Below are 20,879 nucleotides of genomic sequence, written 5' to 3'. Positions count from 1 at the left end.
AGCGCAGGCCACATCGGCCTGCGCTTGTTTTATTGATTTAGAGATTAGACAAAAGTTTGGAGAATCAAAAAGAGATTTAATGCGATGACAATCGCTGTAATTCCCCAACCGATCCATGTTGTGAAGCGGTGATTCACCAGTCCGCCCATCAATTGCTTGTTGCTCGTAAAGAGAAGTAAGGGGACGAGGGCAAACGCGATGCCGAACGAAAGAACGACTTGACTCCAAACGAGAGCGTTTGACAAATTGACGCCAGACAAAATGAGTAAGAGCGGTGGGGTCATCGTAATTAGACGACGCACGTAAATCGGGATATGCTTTTGAATATAACCTTGCATAACGACATCTCCAGCCAACGTACCGACAGATGCGCTTGATAGTCCAGCGACCATTAATCCAATCCCGAACAGCATAGCAATCGGTGAACCTAAAAAGGAATCGAACTGCTGGTGGGCAATCTCCAAGTCATTTACGATTATACCGTTCTTATAAAAGACAGCAGCAGCGATAATTAACATGCTCGCATTGATCGCACCAGCAAAAATCATTGCAATCATCACATCGATTCGTTCGAATTTCATAATTCGCTTTCGTGCCACCGTATCTTTTCCGATGATCCGTCGTTGCGTCAACGCAGAGTGTAAGTAAATGGCGTGCGGCATCACGGTTGCACCTAATATTCCGGCAGCCAGTAAAATACTCTCAGTGCCATCGAAACGAGGAATTAAGAGACCGGATAAAAGAGGCTTCATTTCAGGTTGAGCACTGAACGTTTGAATGGCGAATGCGAGAGCGACAACGAGTAGCATACCTGTTATAACCGTTTCGAGAGGTCGGTAGCCACGTCGTTGCACTTCTAAAATCGCAAAGGAACCGACCGCTGCGAGGAGTGCGGCTTGAATCAGTGTTACGTCAAACACCAGGTAGATTCCGAGGGCGGCACCGACAAACTCGGCCAAATCAGTTGCCATAATCATCAACTCGGCTTGAATCCATAAAAAGATGGCAGTTTTCCGAGAGAAGCGATCTCGACAAATCTCAGGTAAATTTTTTCCGGTCGCGATTCCGATTTTGGCAGATAACGTTTGAATCAAACCGGCCATGATGTTTGCAATTAAAATCACCCATAGAAGCAAGTAACCAAACTGAGAACCTGCGGCAATATTGGTCGCATAGTTTCCGGGGTCAATATAAGCAATCGAAGCGACAAAAGCCGGACCTAGAAATGGGAGGAGTGTTTTCATTTTTTGAGATATCGAGTGATGTGTTCGAGGCGATTCGACTTCGTTCAACATGACATATCCTTCTTTCTTTTGCCTGATGGTTAATTTGTTTACCTAAGGAAACTTTTTAAGTACAAGGCAATTTTACGCCTGGTGAAATAGCTTGTCAAATCGTATAAAAAAGAACTGTGAGAAGCTCACAGTTCTTAATCTTTATGACCGGCGCTTTTTCTTTTCTAACACTCGTGCATGTTCTGCCTGTTTCTTCTCCATATAGAGAAGTTCTCGTTCGAGTTTGAGGTAACTCGCGTAGCGTTTCGCATCTATCGTACCGTTCGTAAGCGCCTCTTGGACGGCGCAGCCAGGTTCTTTCTGATGTGAACAGTCGCGGAAACGACACGTCTCAGCAAGCGCTTCGATATCACGGAACGTGTCCTCGAGATGCTCGCTTCCTTCCCATAGTCCGAATTCTCGCATCCCCGGTGTGTCTATGACGTATAAATCATCGATTCGGAAGAGTTCGCGGTGTGTCGTCGTATGCTTCCCACGCTCGTCTTGTGCCCGAACGGTTTGTGTGACGGCGAGTGCCTCGTGGGCGAGGGCGTTCGTCAGTGTGGACTTTCCGACTCCGGACGAACCGACGAATGCAATCGTGCTCTCGCTCGGTAACGCGTGACGAAGTTCAGCCACACCTTCTCCCGTCACGGCACTGACGGGGAATACTTGAATCCCGGGTGCGTTCACTTGAATGTCTTCAAGCAATGTGTCGACGGAGTCGACTTGGTCGGTCTTCGTCAGGACGATGATTGGAATGGCGCCTGTGTCCCAAGCGGCTAACGTATAGCGCTCTAGTCGGCGGATATTGAAGTCGTGTCCACACGCCATCGTAATCAAGACGTAGTCGACGTTCGCGCAGATCAGTTGTTCACGTGTCTCGTTGCCGGCAGCCGCTCGTGATAGAACGGTCCGACGTTCAAGGAGATGGTGAATCGTACCTTGACCATGCTCGCGAACTTGAATCGTGACATAATCGCCGATGACCGGGTAATCCCGTTCGCTCGTCGCTGCATGTCGAAATTTTCCGGAGACTCCGCACATATAACCTTTCTCTCCGATGGAAACCGTATAAAGATGTTGGAACTGTGCCGTGACACGTCCCGTTTCAGTTTGTTGAAACAAAATAGAATCCTCCTTTTAATGATGGAGGACGACAGCCCTCCGATTCGCTGACATTAGGTGGCGTGCATGCATCATGTTGCTCATAAAACATCATCCTTTCATTGTTCGATAGCATAAGTTTACCATAATATTTGAAAACGGTAACATCTCAGTCTAAAGACCGAGGCGAAACAAGCCTTCCGCTCGTCGACCTATACAAAATAACGTATTATGATAAGAGTGTACTTAATAAGGAGGGATGACAGATGAATCACCAAGTGAAGAAGGTGCTGTTCATCGTGGCCGGGATCGCTCTAGTGCTCGTGTTAATCGGTGCTTTACCGAATATGATTTTGTTCGGATTAGGAGCTCTCGTGACGCTTTGGGCTGGGGTCCGTTTTCAGGCTGTGACACACATCGGTGCTAAAGTTGGTTTCGGAATCCTTGCTGTCGTCGGGATTGGGACGATGCTCTCGAACATTTGGGCACTCGTCGGAGTGATTGTGGCATGGTTGTTATTTAAAGGGTATATGATGTATACGGGACAAAAACGAGATCCGGATGTCGAGATTTTAGATGCGGATGGAACTCGTGCTGGCCGTAGCAGCTTCCAACAGTTCGATCAAGTGTGGCAGAAATTTGTTAATCGTCGTTAAGATTTCATAAGGAGGATTCACCATGAAGACACCGTTTGATCAGTTTCGTGAATTAGCGAATGAGTTGACGAAAGAGATTTCAAAAGAAGTGAAGAAGTATCAAGATAAAGAGATGCCACGTTCAAGCGGAGAAGCGGAATTGAACCGTCATATCCGTGGAGCGGAGAAGGAAGCGTTGTCTGTTGAGCGACTTGTTGAACGTCAACGTACACTACTCTCAGAACTTGCTGAAAAACGTGACGATGCCAAGAAAATGGCGGATAAGCGATATGAACAGACAGAGCTGGCGAAACAAGCTAATGAAGAGAAGTTGGCAGAGCGTGCAGCGCTCGAGTCGAAACATTACGGAGAACAGTACCGTTATTTTGAAGGCTTGATTGATGAAGGAGAGCGTGAATTGGATGCACTTGAACGTCGTGCGCTCGAGATGAAACTCAAGCTCGATGAGATGCAGAACAAACGATATGAGTTCGCGATGCGTGAAAATCTAGATCTGTTAAAAGGGACACTCGACCAAATTTTTGGTCAGAACACGTCACAGTCTCATCCTTTCACTGAGGAAGAAAAGAAAGAAGAGCCTGCTGAAGAGAAACAAGACACGCAAGCAGACGAAGATGATTTTGAAGCAAAACTAAAAGAACTGGAGCGTCGCTTTAAACAGGAGTGAGGTGACGGTTCGGCGATGACCTAAATAAGGTCATCGCTTTCTTTGCTTCATACATATAAACAGAAAGGGGGAAGGGACATGGAGCGTTGGAACACACGTCAAATCATCGGATTCATGATTATTTTATTTTCAGTCGGACTGTTTATCGATATCGTGACGGGTGGGAATAGCGTCTTATTCAGCATGATTCTCCCGCTACTTCTCCTCTATATCGGACGACGGTTCAGTCGTCGGGGCAAGCAGTCAGCGAGCTATATCTTTTATGCGATTGGCGGCATCCTCTTGATCGGCTTGATTTTCTCATCTGCCGCATTCGGATTCGTGCTCTCGGGACTGTTATTGTTATTCGGGTACCGACTCTATAAGAATCGACCAGTCGAAGCGAAAATTCGGACACCCATTCGCCAGGAGCAAGCTTTCTCGTTCGGTATGAAAGAATCAGGACACTATGTGTTACGTGATACGAACGAGTTCTTTTTACTACGGGATGTCGAGATGGACCTATCACAAGCCATTATTCCGGAAGGGGAGACATTCTTACTCCTGAATGGTCTTGCAGGAGACATCCGAATTCTCATTCCAGCGGGTTATGACTATTCGATTGATGCGTCGATCGGTTTCGGTAAAGTTCAGGTGGATGACTCGAACTATTCGCCAGTGTTCAATCGCCGCTTCTATACAGCGTCCGATGATTATGTTCAAGCCACACGGAAAGTTCGGATTCATATCGTGCTCATGAGCGGAAGTGTCGAGGTGATGACGGTATGAAAAAAGATTCTTATCCACGAACGGTCGTTTGGCATCAGTTATTTAGTAGCCTCTTGACGGCTTTCTTAATCACAGTAGCGTTTCTCATAGGTGACTCGACTTCACTGAGCGATTTATTTTCGCGGGAAGAAGGGTTGCCTTTCGGTGTGTCCATCCTTGTCATTGCCGTGTTGATTGGGAGTATTTTCGGCGTAGGCTCTTACTTTTATTTGCGTCGAGACTTTCGAGAAGTCGCCAATGCCTTGTGGAAACTGGAAAATCAAAAAGACATCACATTCCGTCCGATGTCTCCTTATCGGGATACACTCGAACGAATCGTCCGCGTGTCAAAACAGCGGCAAGAGATGATCGAGATGGCGAAGCGTGTCGGAGAGCGCCCGATCAGTGTAGAAGAGGCGCGAAGTGAGGCCGTCGTCGAAGAAAGACGTCGCGTCGCACGAGAACTTCATGACTCGGTGAGTCAACAGCTCTACGCCATCTCGATGATGACAACGGCGGTCAAACAGACGATGCAGACGAAACCGGAATTAGCGAGTAAGCAAATGGAACAAGTCGAGCTCATGGCTCAAACGGCACAGGCGGAGATGCGCTCGTTACTCCTGCAGCTGCGACCGGTCGAACTAGAAGGCATGACACTCAAGACGGGAATCGAACGTTTGTTAGAAGAATTGTCGCGCAAACAGTCGACCGAGCTCGTCTGGCGATTAGAAGAAGTGAAGCTGTCCCGTCATACCGAAAATGAACTATTCCGCATCGTACAGGAGGCCATTAGTAACACGTTACGGCACGCCAAAGCGAAACGTTTGGAAATCGAGATGCGTAAAGTGCAACAGACGGTCATTTTAAAGATCAACGATGATGGAATCGGATTTAATGTGGACGATACACAAGTCGCCTCATATGGATTACAATCGATAAGAGAGCGCACGGCAGAAGTCGGTGGAACGTTGCGGTTGGTCAGTGTGCCGAATGTCGGGACACAAATCGAAGTACGTGTGAAACAACAAGTGGAGGGGTAATGATGATTCGAGTCGTATTAATTGATGATCACGAAATGGTCCGAGCGGGCGTGTCTGCTTTTTTATCGACACAACCGGACATCGAAGTCGTCGGCGAAGCGTCGGACGGAGCAACGGGAGCGGAGCTTGCCATTGCAGAAAAACCGGACGTCGTCCTCATGGATCTGGTTATGGAGCCTGTTGACGGGGTCGAATCGACGAAACGAATTAAAGCAAGTTGGAAAGAAGCGAAAATTTTAGTCGTGACGAGTTTCTTAGATGATGAAAAAGTATATCCGGTGATCGAGGCCGGTGCGATGAGCTATGTCCTCAAGACGGCGAACGCGAACGAAATCGCGGATGCGATTCGTCAAACCGCTGCCGGAAATCCCGTCATGGCCGCCCAAGTGACGGGAAAGATGCTCGAACGTCTGCGCCATCCGGAAATGACACTCCATGAGAGTCTAACTGCCCGTGAACGAGAAATCTTGCAACTGATGGCGGAAGGTAAATCGAATCAAGTGATCGCAGATGAATTGTTCATTTCACTGAAAACGGTGAAGACACACGTCTCAAATATTTTGACGAAGCTTGACGTCTACGATCGGACACAAGCGGTCGTCTATGCATTCCAACATAATTTGGTCAGTAAAGGATGACCGACTACATAGCTACATGCGCCAGCGGGGGCAGGCCCATGACGTCTATGTCTATGGCTGTGACAAATCACTGACTCATCAGCCGGTTTGAGCACATCGCCTTACAGACGATGTGCTTTTCCTTAAAGTGAAGTGATAAAAAGGAGTTGGATTCCCAGAGCACATGCCGGGAATCCAACTCCTTTTCTTATTTGATAGAACAGGCTATCTCACGAACAGATCAGCCCTTTTTTTGTGCTTGTATTTGTTCGTCGATTTCAGATAGGTACGCCCAGCGTTCCATCTTCGTATCGAGTGCTTCTTTCAGTTCTGCAATCATTGCATACAATTCATTGACTTTACCGAGGTCGCTACCCGCTGTCGCGAGTGTCGCTTCTTGCGCTTCAATCTGTTCCTCAAGCGCAGCGATGTCTTCCTCGATTGTGTCCCATTCCTTCTGTTCTTTGAAGGTGAATTTCACGACTTCTGATTTCGGACGATCTTTCTTCTCTTTCGGTTCTTTCTCTTTCTTTACTTGACGAACCTCTTCTTGGCGTGTGGCCAGATAATCGCTATATTCTGCGTGATACACTTGGATGGCTCCACCTTCAAATGCAATTAACTGGGCGGCGACACGGTCTAAGAAATAACGGTCGTGGCTGACGGCGATGACAGTGCCTGGGAACGATTCTAAATAGTCTTCTAACACGGACAACGTTTCCGTATCCAAATCGTTCGTCGGCTCATCAAGGAACAAGACGTTCGGTTCGTCCATCAAAATTCGTAACAGGACGAGACGGCGTTTCTCGCCACCGGATAACTTCGCAATCGGTTTATATTGTGCGTCCGGTGTGAAAAGGAAACGCTCGAGCATTTGACCGGCCGTGATGGTCTCGCCATCCGGGGTATAAATCACTTTCGCAATTCGCTCGATTTCATCGATGACACGTCTTGACTCATCTTCAAACTCAACTTGTTGACCGTAGTAACCTAGATGAACTGTTTCTCCATGCACGATTATACCGCTTGTCGGTTCCAAACGTTTCGCGAGCAGGTTCATGAGCGTTGACTTCCCACTCCCATTCGGTCCGACAATCCCGTACCGTTCACGGCGACCAAAAATCCAATTGAAATGTTGAATCAATAACGATTCGTCGTATCCGAAAGACATGTCTTCGACTTCGATGACTTTTTTACCGAGGCGACGTGAACCAACCGAAACATCGAGCGCTTCTTCTTCCGCTAAGCTCTCTTGATGTTTCAAGTCTTCAACGCGTTGAATGCGGGCTTTTTGTTTCGTCGTTCGTGCTTTTGCACCTCGACGTAACCAAGCGAGCTCACGGCGTAAAATATTTTGTCGTTTTTGTTCCATCGACTGGGCGCGTGCTTTTCGCTCAGCACGCTTCTCAAGAAACAGTTCATAGTTTCCGTTATAGAAGTAACTCGTTCCGTCCGCAATCTCTAAAATATGGTTTGTGACACGATTCAAGAAGTAACGATCGTGGGTGATGAGAAGGATTGCGCCTCGATAGTCGGTAAGCATCGTCTCGAGCCACGCAATCGTATCGGCATCGAGTTCATTCGTCGGTTCGTCTAAAAGTAATAAATCGGCCTCATCCAGTAATGCTGCGGCGAGAGCGACTCGTTTTTGTTGCCCGCCGGAGAGCGCATTTACATCGACCGATACGTCAGGTAGGCCAAGGCGGTTCAAAATTGATTTTAGTTTTGCTTCCGTTTCCCAAGCATCTGCAGCATCGACGGCTTGTTGAGCTTTCATGAAACGTTCGAGTAACTGCTCGCTCGTTGGATCCACTTCGAGTGCTTGACGGGCACGTTCGAATTGTTTCAGCGCTCTCACAGACGGGGTATCGCTTGTGAACAGGGCGTCGAGAATCGTTTGACCTTCGCCGAATTGGACAGTTTGAGTCAAATAGCGAATTCGATAATCGTTCGGATGTTGCATTGTTCCCCGATCAGCTGTCTCAGTACCGGCGATGATTTTCATAAACGTCGACTTTCCAGAGCCGTTCACACCGATGATACCAATACGATCTCCAGGGTGGATGGTCATCGTCACATCATCAAATAGTACTTTATCGGCAAACTCTTTATGGATGCCTTCAATCATTAATAAACTCATGCGTTCTCTCCTTCAATCTGTTGACGAATGGCTGCTTCAATCGTCGCTGCGATTTCTTTGTTTGGCAGATCGGCTGGGTCGATTGCTGGTAGGAACGTAACGTCGACTGTTGCCGGAGTAATTCGGTTCTTTGCTTCTAGCAGTTTGTAGCTTCCTTGAATCGCGACAGGAACAACCTTGGCACCGCTTGATGTTGCGAGCGTCAAACTCCCGGCTTTGAACTCTTTCATCGAACCGCCTTTTGAACGTGTTCCTTCCGGGAAGACAATCATCGATTGACCAGACTGAATCGTCTCGACACCGGAACGTATCGCCTTAATCGATTGACGACGATTACTTCGGTCGATGAAGATGCAGCCCATCAATTCCATCCAACGCGGAATAATCGGGAATTTTTGTACTTCAATTTTTGAAATGAATGCTTTCGGTCGTTTCGTGGCCGTCAACATGATGGGCACGTCGAAGTTTCCTTGGTGATTTGATACATATACGACGGGCTCATCCGGAATCAGTTCCTGTCCATGGACCCGAATATCGGCACCCGCAACTTTTAGCAAGAACTGAGCCCACTTATAGGCAATGTCTTGTACATAACGATAACGTTGTGGAGGTTCGATTTTCTTTGCTCTCTGTAAAAATGGAAGGGTGATTGGTAACACTGCAAAAAATGAGAAAAACCATACTACTGTTCGAATCATTCTATTTTCTCCTCTCATGATGAAAACAAGAAAGAGTCTTCTTCTCTTGACGAGAATCCGACCCTTAGGTATGAATCCTTATTCCCAAAAGCGAGAATCGCTCTCTTCTTCCTCTTCCTCGAGTTCGAATGTAATGCGTTTATTCACAGGATCGACGACGAAATAAGCGCCGTCTTGCTCAATGCTTTTGATTTGCATGGCTTGGTCGTTGCCGATTTCAAGAGTGAGACGGATTCGATTGTCATCATCGACAAGTAAGATCCCGTCTTCCTTTAACCAAAGTTCCATGACGGGTGAATAACGAAGTAGCCATTCATTCGATAACGGAATTTCATTCATACGTTTTTGTGCCTCCTGCGATTATAAATCCATTGTACGTTGTCTGTTCCTCCATAGGATACCAAATGTGGCGAGTGAAGACGAGCGTTATGTAGAGCGTTTTCGTGTCGTTGAATGCATTCTGGCCACGACGCGTTTGATTCGCTTTTGATTTCGTCTTTCCACGAAGAACTCATTTGCCTGCATGAAGAGTTGTTTAAAGGAAGAGAGGGCCATCGCAATTAAGATAGCGAACAGAAATGTTCCGATCGGATCTTTGTACAATTCAGTCTGGAATAAGAAAGCAAGTCCTACAACAGACAAAATCGAAGTGAGAAAATAAAAAATCATAGCGGAATCTCCTTTTCTTAAATGATATGAAAGAAAAAGGCAAGGTCTTCTAATTCGTATTCGACCTTTTGAAAGAAACTCCTGTCTATATCATGTAAAGAAAAAACGCCTTCAGGTGGCTGAATGGCGTTCACTCTTGCGTCATGTAAGTTGTGGATGACGATACATTCGTATCGACACCGTTTGAAAAAATAAAACTGAGTGATGCTAATAATGCGAAAAAAGCGACAAGCAGACCTTTCGTAAATCGTTTTGCAAATGAACGAGACTGTATATCAAACATTTATTATCCCCCGATCGATACTAAATGAAACCATTTTCAAACTGGACACTTCCTATATAATAACGTTTTCAAAATAAGGATACTAGAAGAAAAAGGTTCGTTCACAAAATTGTCACAAAATTTTAATAAATTAGGATCATGCTGCTAATTTCAACGTAATTTTATCTTTCAATTCCTTATTCACAATTTAGACACAAATAGGCTGAATGCTGTAAGAGAACATGATATGATTAGGAACGTGTGTAGATAGGTATACTGACAGTAATAGCTTAGAAAAGGATGTGGGTGTAATGGCATTGCGCGCAGGAGAAGTAGTAGACTTGGTCGCGGAACGTTCTGCTGATTTTGGAGTATTCATTAGTAACGGACGCGAAGAGGTACTCCTTCATCGGAAAGAACAGACGGAAGAAGTGACGGTTGGTCAAACGGTTCGTGTCTTTTTATATCATGACTCGGAAGGGCGTCTCGCATCGACGATGACCATTCCGACGGTCTCATTTGATGAGTACGAATGGTTTGAGGTGACGGGCGTTCGATATAACACGGGTGTCTTCGTCAATATTGGAATTCAAAAAGATGTTCTCGTTTCGATGGATGACTTACCGGAGAACCGTTCCTATTGGCCACAAGCAGGGGATCAATTATGTGTTCGTTTGAAGTATGACCAAAAAGGACGTTTACTTGGGGACCCTGCACCTTACGCGTATTTAAACTTGTTGGCGAGACCTTCTAAAGAAGAATGGAGCAACCAAGACGTTCAAGCGGTCGTCGTCAATAAACGTGAAGTCGGCGTTAACGTATGGGTTGAAGGCGAATCACTCGGTTTCTTGCATGAAGCAGAGATGACACGTTGGCCACGACTCGGTGAACAGTTAACGGTCCGCGTGACACAGGTCAAACAAGACGGAACGGTCCTCGTTTCAATGAAGCCGCGTGCCTATGAGGCAATTGACGGTGATGCAGCGAGTGTCCTTTCTTATATCGAGGAACGTGGTGGACAAATGCCATATGGCGATAAGACCTCACCAGACGTGATCGACCGCGAGTTCGGCATGAGTAAAGCCGCATTTAAACGGGCGCTCGGAAAATTGTTAAAAGAGAAGCGAGTTGAAAAACTCGACAACGGCTATAAATTGAAATAAGATAACTGATGTTCGGGTGACGTAAAAAGTTTTAAAATGTATTTCTTTCATTTTAGGAAGAAATACGTTATAGTTAATAAAGTTGACTATGAGGAAACATTGAGAAAACGTCTGTAGATCTGTCGAACTGAACTCAGACGTTTTTTTGTATGAACAAAGGAGAATATAATTTGACAAAATTTCAAGACTTACAATTAAGTGAAGCATTAGTAAAAGGTGTACACAAAATGGGCTTCGAAGAAGCAACACCGATCCAAGCTGAGACAATTCCTGTCGCACTCACAGGAGTGGACGTATTAGGACAAGCACAAACAGGTACAGGGAAAACAGCAGCTTTCGGGATTCCGACTATTGAGCGAATCGATTCAAAGGCACGTCAAGTCCAAGCACTCGTTCTTGCACCGACACGTGAACTTGCGATTCAAGTTGCAGAAGAATTAAACAAAATCGGAGAAGCGAAGCGCGTTTACGCTCTTCCTGTGTATGGTGGTCAGCAAATCGACCGTCAAATCCGTGGTTTGAAAAAGAATCCACAAATCGTCGTTGCAACACCAGGACGTCTCATGGACCACATGAAACGTAAAACAATCAAACTTGATAACATTCAAACAGTTATCTTGGATGAAGCAGACGAAATGCTTAACATGGGCTTCGTTGAAGACATCGAAACGATTTTGGCAGGTCTTCCTGAAGAGCGCCAAACGCTTCTCTTCTCAGCAACGATGCCACCGCAAATCAAGAAGATTGCTGAGCGTTTCATGAAGTCGCCGACAATCATCAAAGTAAAAGCAAAAGAGATGACAGTTGAGAACATCAACCAACAGTTCCTCGAATTGCGCGAAGGTCAAAAATTCGATACGCTTTGCCGTTTGATTGATATCGACTCGCCAGAACTTAGCATCATCTTCGCTCGTACGAAGAAACGTGTTGATGAAGTGACAGAAGCACTCATTAAACGCGGATATACAGCAGACGGTCTTCACGGAGACTTGACGCAATCAAAACGTGACCAAGTCATTCGTCGTTTCAAAAATGGAACAATCGATATCTTGGTAGCGACAGATGTCGCAGCACGTGGACTCGACATCTCAGGCGTAACGCACGTTTACAACTTCGATGTGCCACAAGATCCAGAGAGCTACGTACACCGTATCGGTCGTACTGGTCGTGCTGGTAAAACAGGTACAGCCCTCACGTTCATCACACCACGTGAATTTGGACAAGTGAAGGCGATTGAACGCGTAACGAACAAGAAGATGAACCGTCGTCACGTACCGACGATCGCGGAAGTACTTGAAGGAAATCAAAAGCAAGCAGCTGAAGAGTTGATTGAACGCGTGCAAGCGGGTGATTTCAAAGCTTACACGCAACTTGCAACAGAACTCCTTGAAGAGTACGAAGCAGTTGAGCTTCTCGCTGCTGCCCTTCGTGGACTGACAAAAGAGCCAGATTCAACACCAGTTGAAATCTCGTATGCTGAACCAGTTCGTGTGAAGCGCCAAGGTGGCCGTGGTGGCGATCGTGGTGGATACCGTGGTCGTAACGACCGTCGTGGTGGCGGTGGCCGTGGTGGCGACCGTCGTGGCGGACGTAGCGGAGACCGTAAAGGATCATACCGTGGTGGTGACGATCGTCGTCGCTCGGATGACCGTGGTCCACGCCGTCCACGTGACTAATCATCATGAAATGTCGCATTTCCTTAAGTGGATTTGCGGCTTTTTTTATAGGGTCATGCTACACTAGTTGAGTAGAGATGGAAGGATGAGGTGTCAACGGATGGTGGAATTAAGTTTCGGTCTCCTTGTGCTGCTTGGTTGTATATTTGCACTAAAACCAATCGTGTCGAAGACGGACCGTCCTAATTTTCGTTATATCCCCGTGGCGACATTGTTATTTGGAGCGATGATTTTTCTAGTGTTAGCCATTGGAGTAGGCGGAAAGATGGGCATTGCATATGGCGTGATGAGTATCGTCTATTTTATTGCTTGTTTCGGTGCCTATATGTATGTACACACGCGAACGAGCTGAATGTAGCTCGTTTTCGCATTTAACGAAGAGGTGATGAGTTGTGGATGCGGTAGAAGTGATGGTCCACCCTGAAGAAGTAATGGTAACTTATGAACCAATTCTTGGGGCGGCGACGTTTCAAGTGGAAGGATATATGGTACATGGTCGCTTTCGTGGCGAATCGTTAACACCGTTTTTTTATGATGATGACGTTCCGCTCGAATATCAGTTGGACATCTCTCAACGAATGGAGCAATTAGCAGCGGAACAACTTCGTGACGCCAAGCAGTTTGTCACGTTCAGATGCCGATCTGAATGGATACTCGAAGAAGGGGGAGAAACATTCTTAGCTCCGCTTCGTGCATTGAACTTTCCATTACATCGCATTTATGTGACGCTTCAAGGAACAGATTTAGTTGATGTTCCCCGTCTGTCGCGCGTCATTCAATATTATCGGTCTTATGGTTTGAAGATTGCTTTAGATTTTGCAGAATCGACCAGTATTGAGGATATTATGACCCTTGCACCTGAATTGTTACTTGTCGATCTAGGGACGATGGTTGAGAAAAAGACATTATCGGTCACGTATCCGAACATGCTTCAGACGATGGAATATATCGCTTCGAAGCTCGGTGCGCCACTCCTGTATAAGTCGATCAATCATGTCGGACAACTTCGTTACGCTTGGCAACATGGTGGCCGCTATTATATGGGTGGTCTGCTTGGGTTGGAGGATGAGCGACCTCAACTAGAAATTAAAGGAATGGGTGTGTTGGCACAAGAAGTGCCTTCATTCTTTTTACATGACCAGAAACGATTGAACCGATTATACGAACTTGAATTTGAATTGCACCGTCAGATTGGCGAACTGGTTCAATCCGGTAAATGGTCTCGAGATAAGAAAGATGAATGGATTCAATACATCGCGCCAAAGCTCGAAGAAGTGTTTGTTCGTTATTATTTGACGGATAAGACAGGCTTTCAGACGAGTGCGAACGTCTACTATGTAAATGAAGAATGGCGCGTTGACAATACGTTTCGGGGGTATAACTGGAGTTTCCGACCGTATTTTATTCAGACGATGGCTGCGATGGATGTTCGAGGACGTGGTTATTTATCTGATGACTATCGTGATTTTAGTTCGAATGAAGTGACGCGCACATTCAGTTATCCACTACCAGATGGCATGTTCTTATTCGCTGACTTGTCAGAAGACTACTTATATCAGAATCGATTATTAGACTGAAAGGAAGAACAACAGATGTTAGATTATGATTATGATGCATTACGCGAAATCGGTCGAATCGTTGCACTTGCGCGAGACGAGATGGCAAAAGCAGTCAAACCGGGTATGACGACAAAAGAATTAGATGCAATTGGGCAACGGATTTTAGAAGAAGAAGGTGCAGCTTCTGCGCCGATTACGATGTATGAGTTCCCAGGGTACACGTGTATCTCACTCAATGACGTCGCCGCCCATGGGATTCCTGGGGAAGAGGTCATTCAAGAAGGCGATATCGTTAACGTTGACGTTTCGGCTGTGAAGGATGGCTATTATGCCGATACAGGTCGTACGGTCATTGCCGGGACTGCGAAATCACCTCAGCACGAACGTTTGGTAGAGGTATCATTGACATCGCTAGAAGCTGGACTTGGTAAAGTGAAGGCGGGCGTGAAAGTCAATCAAATCGGTAAGGCGATTTATGCGGATGCGAGAAAGAACGGGTTCACCGTTATCCGTAACTTGGCTGGACACGGTCTTGGTCGGACGTTACATGGGGAGCCGGAGACCATTTCGAACTACTACAGTCGTGAGGAGAATCAACTCTTAAAAGCTGGGCAAGTCATTGCGGTAGAGACGTTCATCTCCACGAAAGACGAAGTTGTCTATCAGTCGGAAGAGGACGGCTGGACGCTCTTTACGCCGAACAAGAGTCTTGTTTCGCAGTTCGAGCATACGGTCGTTGTCACAGAAGATGGGTATGAAGTGTTAACGGGATCGTTCCGTTAAGTAAAAGGTGTGGTTCATGCGAACCACACCTTTTTTTATCAAAATTAGGCGAGAATACTCCCACTTCTAAGCGAAGCGTAGGGGGGAGTTCAAGCTTGTAATGAAATTGTTTCTTCTCGCATCTGTTCAATCACAGCCCAGTTCGGTTGTACCGAATCTGGGAGAATCAACTTTCCATTTTCCACTTCAAGTGGTGTATCGAGCAAATCTTGTTCAAAATAGGCACTCGTTCCCGACATATCTGCGGGGAAGCTCGCGCCGCTTAGCGAAGCGAACAAGAGTGTATGATATCTTCCAATACCGGATTCATACATTCCGCCGACCCAGTATGGCGCACCATATTGTCGGATGTGGAGCGCCTCGCTTAGACCGCCGACACGTGCGGGTTTAATGTTGACGATTTTTCCTGCACCGAGCTGTGTCATCGTTTCCACGTCATCATAAGACGTGATGGACTCGTCGAGACAAATGGGGGTCGTGAGTTTTGCTTGGAGAGCCGCTGATTTCGCGAACTGTCGGCTCGGGTATGGCTGTTCGATCATCAATAACCGATGGGCATCGAGTTGTTCGAACCATTCTATCGGTTGATCGGACGCGCTTCCGTTCAAGTCAATCATGAGTGGTGCGTCGGGGAAGACCGCACGAATCTCACGCAGAGCAGGAAGTAGTTCATTAGGAGATGCTTTTAATTTGATTCGTTCGAATCCGTCATCCAATGCCGTCTCAATGGATTTCATCGTTTGGTTCAGTAAGCCAATTCCGATTGTTCGTCCGCAAGAAACAGAATCTCCTGCGTTCATGTATGACTTGAGTGATTTGTTCGCGCGTGCCGCTTCAATCTCCCAGAGTGCACTTTCCCACATCGCCTTTGCCATTCGCTGACCGATGATGGACGAGACCAAGTTCGGAAACACGTCCGTCGTGACCGTCTCCCTTTTCAGTAAATCGAGAATGAGTTTAGACGTATCCACCATGGATTGGGTTGTTTCTTCCGTGTACCAAGGTGTCTCAAAAGCGACACCTTCACCGTATCCAACGATACCGTCTACGGTCTCTAGGCGGAGGATAAGCGTTCGTCTGACGGATAAGACGGCGTGTGCCGTCACGATTGGGTGTTTAAACGTCAAGGGAACAATGGAAAGGTCAGCACGTTTAATCATGGCAGTAACTCCTTTAAGCGATGGCGCATTAGTTTTCCGTTCGCGTTTCGTGGTAGTTCCTGTGCGTGATAAATCGCAATCGGGTGTTTATATCTAGCTAACTGGGAATCGAGAACTGCCTTCATCTCTGCGGGGGCATAGGAGCCGACGACGAAGGCGAGCGGGACCTCTCCCCAGGTCGGATGCGATTGTTTTGTGACTCCGACATCTTGAACGCCGGCACATCGTAACATCACGGCCTCGATTTCGGCCGGATATACATTTTCACCACCTGAAAGAATGAGGTCGCTTCGGCGATCGTGTACATATAAATAGCCATCCTTCATCGTGCCGAGGTCGCCCGTTTTCCAGTAACCGTCTGATGTCCAGACGTCTGATTCAGGTTGTTCGAAGTATCCGCTCGTCACCGTCGGACCTTTTACCTCAATCTCGCCGTCCACATTGATTCGAATACTAGTTGGGGCGATTGCCTGACCGCTCGAACCGATATGCGAGAGTGCTTCGCTCGGAAGCAACGTGGCGACTTGAGAGCACGTCTCCGTCATCCCATATGTCTGGGCGATTGGTAGTTGCCGTCGTTCTGCTTCTTCTAGTAATGAGCGAGGGACTGGTCCACCTCCGACGAGTAATGTGCGAAGCTGGTGTTTCTCTAAGCCGGCATCGAGTAGTCGTTGCAGCATAATCGAGACGAGCGACAGTTGGGTGATTCTTTCTGTCTCGATGATATGAAGTGTTCGATCGACATCAAAACGTGGCTCGACATAGAGCGTCGAACCGATGATGGCACTCCGATACACTTGAGAGAGTCCGCTCATATGAAAGAGTGGGGTCACCGCGAGCATATGGTCTGTTGCTCGATAGTCCAAATGTGCTTCAGCGGCCCGCGCACTAGCGAGATGATTCCCGTACGTCTGCTTTACCGCTTTAGCCCGCCCCGTCGTACCGGAAGTGAACATAAGAGACATGGTTTCATCTCCTTTCCACTCATGTGTCACGGTGAAACATGAAGTGGCCCGATGTGTGATCAGAAGTTGGGTGACGGACAAATCGATTTCTTCGTCTACGAGAAGGAGGTCCACTTTCGCTGTTTGTAACTGAATACGTACTTCCTCCTCGGTTAGCCGTGTATTCAACGGGACCAATACTTTACCGAGCAGATGCACCGCGTGGATGGCGATGACATAGTCTTTGCTGTTTTTAGCGAATATGCCAATCCGTTCGGCAGTAGATGTCTGTTCATGGATGAATTGGGCAAGTTGAAGGCTCTCGGTACGTAACGATTCCCACGTCAGTCGATTTTCAGACGTCACGAGTGCGAGGTGTGACGCCGAGTGTTTACGAATCCATTCATACATAGCTGTCACCTCCAAAAAAAGAGTAGCGACATCGCTACTCTCTCAAAAAATTAAGGGAAACGTGGGAATTGACCGAAGTCAGGATCACGTTTTTCTTTGAACGCGTCGCGTCCTTCTTTTGCTTCATCTGTTGTGTAGTAGAGAAGCGTTGCGTCTCCAGCGAGTTGCTGAAGTCCAGCAAGACCGTCTGTATCTGCGTTCATCGCTGCTTTCAAGAAGCGAAGTGCAGTCGGTGAGTGTTGTAAGATTTCTTGACACCATTTGACTGTTTCTGCTTCGAGTTGCTCGAGTGGGACGACCGTGTTGACGAGGCCCATCTCGAGTGCTTCTTGTGCATCATATTGACGGCAAAGATACCAGATTTCACGAGCTTTCTTATGACCGATGATCCGTGCCAAGTATCCAGAACCGTATCCTGCATCGAACGAACCGACTTTAGGACCTGTTTGTCCGAAGCGAGCGTTGTCCGCTGCAATCGTCAAGTCACAGACGACGTGAAGGACATGTCCTCCGCCAATTGCGAAACCTGCGACCATGGCGATGACCGGTTTTGGAATGACACGAATCAAGCGTTGAAGGTCGAGGACGTTCAAGCGTGGGATTTCATCTTCTCCGACGTATCCGCCGTGTCCACGAACTTTTTGGTCTCCACCTGAACAGAATGCCTTTTCGCCTTCACCTGTCAAGATGATGACGCCGACTTCTTTATCGTCACGAGCGCGTGCGAATGCATCAATCAATTCATTGACCGTCAACGGACGGAACGCGTTGCGCACCTCTGGACGGTTGATCGTAATTTTGGCAATTCCGTTCCACGTTTCATATTTAATGTCTTCATACGTACGGACCGATGTCCAGTTCGCTACTGATTCCATTTTAAATACCCCCTAAAATCAATTTCTTTATTATTGTACCAAACTCTGATGCATTCTCGATATGAGGAGCATGCCCTGCGTTTGAAATTTCATAGATTTTAATATCGGACCGCTCTTCCTGCATGTGTCTTGCGATGGCTTTGAACTTGAGATCTTCTGCTCCGACAATCAAGTCAGTGCGTGGTAGATGGTGTAGCTTTCCCCATAACGAGGGCATATGACCCGTTCCGATGGCCCGCAAACTGTCTGCAAGAGCACCGGGATGTTGTGCGAGTCGATCCTGTCTGAGCGAACGCTTCATCTCTTCTGTTTGTCTCCAAAGCGGAAGGTTCTCCCATCGTTTGACGAAAGCAACGAGTCCTTCGGTTTCGATAAAGTGAGCCAGTTCTGCGTCTTGGCGTCGACGTGAGGTCCGCTCTTTAGAGGATAAAAGACCAGGAGTCGTACTGATCCCGATGACATGTTCGACGCGCTTGTCACATGCGGCGAGTGTCAATGCGATTCTCCCACCGAGTGAATAGCCAACGACTGTCCAAGGGCGGTCGTCCGTATCCAGTAAGTGGGACAAATCTTTAATTTGCTGACTCATCGTCGAACGATTGACGGAAGGGTATTCAGTTGCACCATGTTGAAGGAGCGACGGTGACACAAGACGAATCGGTAACGCAGGGAGCGAATCAATCCAATGGGCGTTTCCGGTGAATCCATGTAAAAATAATACCGGTCTTCCCTCGCCGCGATGAATCACTTCATAACGTACGCCACGTAAATCGATGTTCATGACTCGTTCTCCGTAATGAGACGATCGCAGACAGATTGGGTCCAATCCCGATGAGCTATCACATTCTCCTCGCGATTCGATGGGAATTCGATTAAATGAACGCCATCTTCAATCGCTTCTTGAATTTCATCTGGTCGTTCAATTAGACGATAGGATAAGCCATAGGTGTCAGCGAAGCCACGGATGTTTAAATCGAGCGGTGTCCCGAACAAATCTTCGAACAACTGTGTGTCGACTGAAGCTTGCGGTAGGAAGGAGAAAATTCCTCCACCATTATTGTTTGCAATCACGACGGAAAACTTTCCGGGATGATGCTTTAACAGTTGCAAGGCGTTGCTATCGTGATAGAATGCCAAATCACCAACCAATAGAGCGCCGTGAGACGTATCATAACTGCTTCCGAGTGCAGTGGATAACACACCATCGATCCCGTTTGCGCCTCGGTTGGCGAGAACGTGTTTGTTCGTGCCGGCAGAAAGTGTCGTATCCACATCTCGAATCGGCATGCTGTTACTGACGAATAGACGCTCAATCGATGTATCGAGCAATCGTTTCGTCAATTCCGCTTCACCTTGAAGTGACGATTTTGCAGACTCGGCAATCTCTTCAAAAAAGCGTAAACGCTCAAGATACCGAGGTTCGGTTGTGGATGCGATGAGCGGTAGGAAATCGAGTGCGTCTCCGTAACAGATGGTGGCACGGCTACTTGGGTCGCGATAAGAGCCTGGCTCATCGATGACGAGTTGGTCCGCCATGGCCATCCATTGATTGAATCGCTTTGAAACAGGTGCGGCCCCGAAACGGACGAACACCTCAGGCAGCCAATCAGCTCGATGCTCACTTGCGAGCCATGTGTCATAGTTGGTCAAGACGTCGTCGAAACGCCGCATGCCGCTGAGTGGATCGGCAAAGATCGGGATATGTCGTTCGGAAGCAAATTCAACAATAGGCTTTTGCCAAGATGTCGGGGTGTAAGGTCCGACGACGAAGGCAAGCTGTTTGTGACTTGTGCATTCCGAGAAAATATCTTTGTCTGCTTTTGTCGGCCGAATGCGCTGTCTTTCGGACATGGCAGGATCTGCCGTCAGCATCTGCTTCAATGACTCGAGGTCCGGAAGAAGAGGCTCCCGGAACGGTACATTCAAATGAACGGGTCCCATCGGCGCCTGCATCGCTAGAGTCGTGAAGCGGGTAACCGTTTGTTGCATGAACGATAACGTTATTTCTTCAGGAACGGGCAAATCAACGCTCGTCTTCACTTGTTCTCCGTAGAGACGGACTTGATTGATTGCTTGTGGTGCCCCGACATTCCGCAATTCATGTGGTCGGTCGGTCGTCAGTACGACGAGTGGCAACTGTGATATAAACGCTTCCGTCACAGCCGAGTAGTAGTTTGTCGCAGCAGTCCCACTCGTGCAGATCAATGCGACGGGACGAATGGTTGCTGTGGAACGTGTCAATCCGAGCGCAAAAAATCCTGCAGAACGCTCGTCGACGATAATATGATGACGGATATGTGGATGTAGATAAGCCGCCATCGCGAGTGGAGTCGAACGAGAGCCTGGACTGATGACGACATCCGTCACGCCGGATTCTACAAGTCGATTCACCATGGATGCTACCCAATCGGTCAACATCTTATTCATGTAG

At 47.3% G+C, this 20,879-nt stretch carries 22 protein-coding genes; 10 read left to right on the top strand and 12 right to left on the bottom strand.

From position 1 onward, the window contains the following. Window positions 1-44: 44 nt before the first annotated feature. Both P400_RS0113890 and rsgA read right to left on the bottom strand, forming a co-directional pair. Window positions 45-1,322, bottom strand: a complete 1,278-nt coding sequence (locus P400_RS0113890; RefSeq protein WP_268745959.1) for an Nramp family divalent metal transporter — start codon at window positions 1,320-1,322, stop codon at window positions 45-47. Window positions 1,323-1,436: 114 nt separating this feature from the next. Next, window positions 1,437-2,402, bottom strand: a complete 966-nt coding sequence (gene rsgA, locus P400_RS0113885; RefSeq protein ID WP_026826766.1) for a ribosome small subunit-dependent GTPase A — start codon at window positions 2,400-2,402, stop codon at window positions 1,437-1,439. Between the two features lie 245 nt (window positions 2,403-2,647). On the opposite strand from rsgA, the gene P400_RS0113880 reads away from it, so the two are divergent. The 5 genes from P400_RS0113880 (at window position 2,648) to P400_RS0113860 (ending at window position 6,129) form a co-directional block, all read left to right on the top strand. Next, complete coding sequence (locus P400_RS0113880) at window positions 2,648-3,037, top strand: lmo0954 family membrane protein (RefSeq protein ID WP_026826765.1); 390 nt, start codon at window positions 2,648-2,650, stop codon at window positions 3,035-3,037. A 22-nt stretch (window positions 3,038-3,059) separates the two neighbouring features. Beyond that, complete coding sequence (locus tag P400_RS0113875) at window positions 3,060-3,704, top strand: PspA/IM30 family protein (protein WP_026826764.1); 645 nt, start codon at window positions 3,060-3,062, stop codon at window positions 3,702-3,704. Window positions 3,705-3,782: 78 nt separating this feature from the next. Continuing rightward, complete coding sequence (gene liaF, locus P400_RS0113870; protein WP_026826763.1) at window positions 3,783-4,472, top strand: cell wall-active antibiotics response protein LiaF; 690 nt, start codon at window positions 3,783-3,785, stop codon at window positions 4,470-4,472. After that, window positions 4,469-5,491: a sensor histidine kinase gene (locus tag P400_RS0113865; protein ID WP_026826762.1), complete on the top strand. Its 1,023-nt coding sequence runs from the start codon at window positions 4,469-4,471 to the stop codon at window positions 5,489-5,491. Before liaF ends, P400_RS0113865 begins: the two co-directional genes overlap by 4 nt. A 2-nt stretch (window positions 5,492-5,493) precedes the next feature. Then, a complete protein-coding gene (locus P400_RS0113860; RefSeq protein WP_015880838.1) occupies window positions 5,494-6,129 on the top strand; it encodes a response regulator in 636 nt (211 codons plus the stop codon). Window positions 6,130-6,349: 220 nt separating this feature from the next. On the opposite strand, the gene P400_RS0113855 is transcribed toward P400_RS0113860, so the two are convergent. The 5 genes from P400_RS0113855 to P400_RS15745 all read right to left on the bottom strand — a co-directional run bounded on the left by P400_RS0113855 (window position 6,350) and on the right by P400_RS15745 (window position 9,898). Beyond that, a complete protein-coding gene (locus P400_RS0113855) occupies window positions 6,350-8,248 on the bottom strand; it encodes an ABC-F family ATP-binding cassette domain-containing protein (RefSeq protein ID WP_026826761.1) in 1,899 nt (632 codons plus the stop codon). Beyond that, window positions 8,245-8,946: a lysophospholipid acyltransferase family protein gene (locus tag P400_RS0113850; RefSeq protein WP_026826760.1), complete on the bottom strand. Its 702-nt coding sequence runs from the start codon at window positions 8,944-8,946 to the stop codon at window positions 8,245-8,247. Before P400_RS0113850 ends, P400_RS0113855 begins: the two co-directional genes overlap by 4 nt. A 78-nt stretch (window positions 8,947-9,024) precedes the next feature. Next, the gene (locus tag P400_RS0113845; RefSeq protein WP_026826759.1) at window positions 9,025-9,285 is read right to left on the bottom strand and encodes a hypothetical protein; all 261 of its coding nucleotides are present in this window, start codon (window positions 9,283-9,285) and stop codon (window positions 9,025-9,027) included. Between the two features lie 87 nt (window positions 9,286-9,372). Then, on the bottom strand, window positions 9,373-9,615 hold the full coding sequence (locus tag P400_RS0113840; protein WP_026826758.1) for a hypothetical protein: 243 nt from the start codon (window positions 9,613-9,615) through the stop codon (window positions 9,373-9,375). Between the two features lie 130 nt (window positions 9,616-9,745). Next, a complete protein-coding gene (locus P400_RS15745) occupies window positions 9,746-9,898 on the bottom strand; it encodes a hypothetical protein (RefSeq protein WP_167330583.1) in 153 nt (50 codons plus the stop codon). A 290-nt stretch (window positions 9,899-10,188) separates the two neighbouring features. Here P400_RS15745 and P400_RS0113830 point away from each other — a divergent pair, with 290 nt between their 5' ends. From P400_RS0113830 to map, 5 genes are all read left to right on the top strand, one after another. Beyond that, the gene (locus tag P400_RS0113830; RefSeq protein WP_026826757.1) at window positions 10,189-11,040 is read left to right on the top strand and encodes a CvfB family protein; all 852 of its coding nucleotides are present in this window, start codon (window positions 10,189-10,191) and stop codon (window positions 11,038-11,040) included. 170 nt (window positions 11,041-11,210) lie between these two features. Next, window positions 11,211-12,716, top strand: a complete 1,506-nt coding sequence (locus tag P400_RS0113825) for a DEAD/DEAH box helicase (RefSeq protein WP_034771226.1) — start codon at window positions 11,211-11,213, stop codon at window positions 12,714-12,716. Between the two features lie 100 nt (window positions 12,717-12,816). Further along, complete coding sequence (locus P400_RS0113820) at window positions 12,817-13,068, top strand: hypothetical protein (protein ID WP_026826755.1); 252 nt, start codon at window positions 12,817-12,819, stop codon at window positions 13,066-13,068. 40 nt (window positions 13,069-13,108) lie between these two features. Further along, window positions 13,109-14,293, top strand: a complete 1,185-nt coding sequence (locus P400_RS0113815; protein WP_026826754.1) for an EAL-associated domain-containing protein — start codon at window positions 13,109-13,111, stop codon at window positions 14,291-14,293. A gap of 15 nt (window positions 14,294-14,308) precedes the next feature. Further along, window positions 14,309-15,058, top strand: a complete 750-nt coding sequence (gene map, locus P400_RS0113810; protein WP_026826753.1) for a type I methionyl aminopeptidase — start codon at window positions 14,309-14,311, stop codon at window positions 15,056-15,058. Window positions 15,059-15,147: 89 nt separating this feature from the next. Here the strand turns inward: map and menC are convergent, their stop codons facing one another. Genes menC through menD form a run of 5 tightly spaced genes read right to left on the bottom strand, consistent with a single transcriptional unit; the run spans window position 15,148 to window position 20,875 of the window. Further along, window positions 15,148-16,218 carry an o-succinylbenzoate synthase gene (gene menC, locus P400_RS0113805; protein WP_026826752.1) on the bottom strand — a complete coding sequence of 357 codons (1,071 nt, stop codon included), beginning with the start codon at window positions 16,216-16,218 and terminating at the stop codon, window positions 15,148-15,150. Further along, window positions 16,215-17,573 (bottom strand): o-succinylbenzoate--CoA ligase, encoded by a 1,359-nt coding sequence (gene menE / locus P400_RS0113800; protein WP_034771223.1) that lies wholly within the window; start codon window positions 17,571-17,573, stop codon window positions 16,215-16,217. Before menE ends, menC begins: the two co-directional genes overlap by 4 nt. A 50-nt stretch (window positions 17,574-17,623) precedes the next feature. Beyond that, entirely contained in the window at window positions 17,624-18,448 is an 825-nt protein-coding gene (gene menB, locus P400_RS0113795; RefSeq protein WP_026826750.1) for a 1,4-dihydroxy-2-naphthoyl-CoA synthase, read from the bottom strand. Between the two features lies 1 nt (window position 18,449). Further along, the gene (locus P400_RS0113790; RefSeq protein ID WP_026826749.1) at window positions 18,450-19,229 is read right to left on the bottom strand and encodes an alpha/beta fold hydrolase; all 780 of its coding nucleotides are present in this window, start codon (window positions 19,227-19,229) and stop codon (window positions 18,450-18,452) included. Beyond that, window positions 19,226-20,875, bottom strand: coding sequence for a 2-succinyl-5-enolpyruvyl-6-hydroxy-3-cyclohexene-1-carboxylic-acid synthase (gene menD / locus P400_RS0113785; RefSeq protein WP_026826748.1), 1,650 nt, complete (start codon window positions 20,873-20,875; stop codon window positions 19,226-19,228). The genes P400_RS0113790 and menD overlap by 4 nt, the downstream gene beginning before the upstream one ends. Between the last annotated feature and the right edge of the window lie 4 nt (window positions 20,876-20,879).

The organism is Exiguobacterium marinum DSM 16307, from assembly GCF_000620845.1.
GTDB lineage: Bacteria > Bacillota > Bacilli > Exiguobacteriales > Exiguobacteriaceae > Exiguobacterium > Exiguobacterium marinum.
The sequence above is the reverse complement of the archived record's forward strand: the minus strand, read 5'-3'. Positions and strand labels throughout refer to the sequence as shown.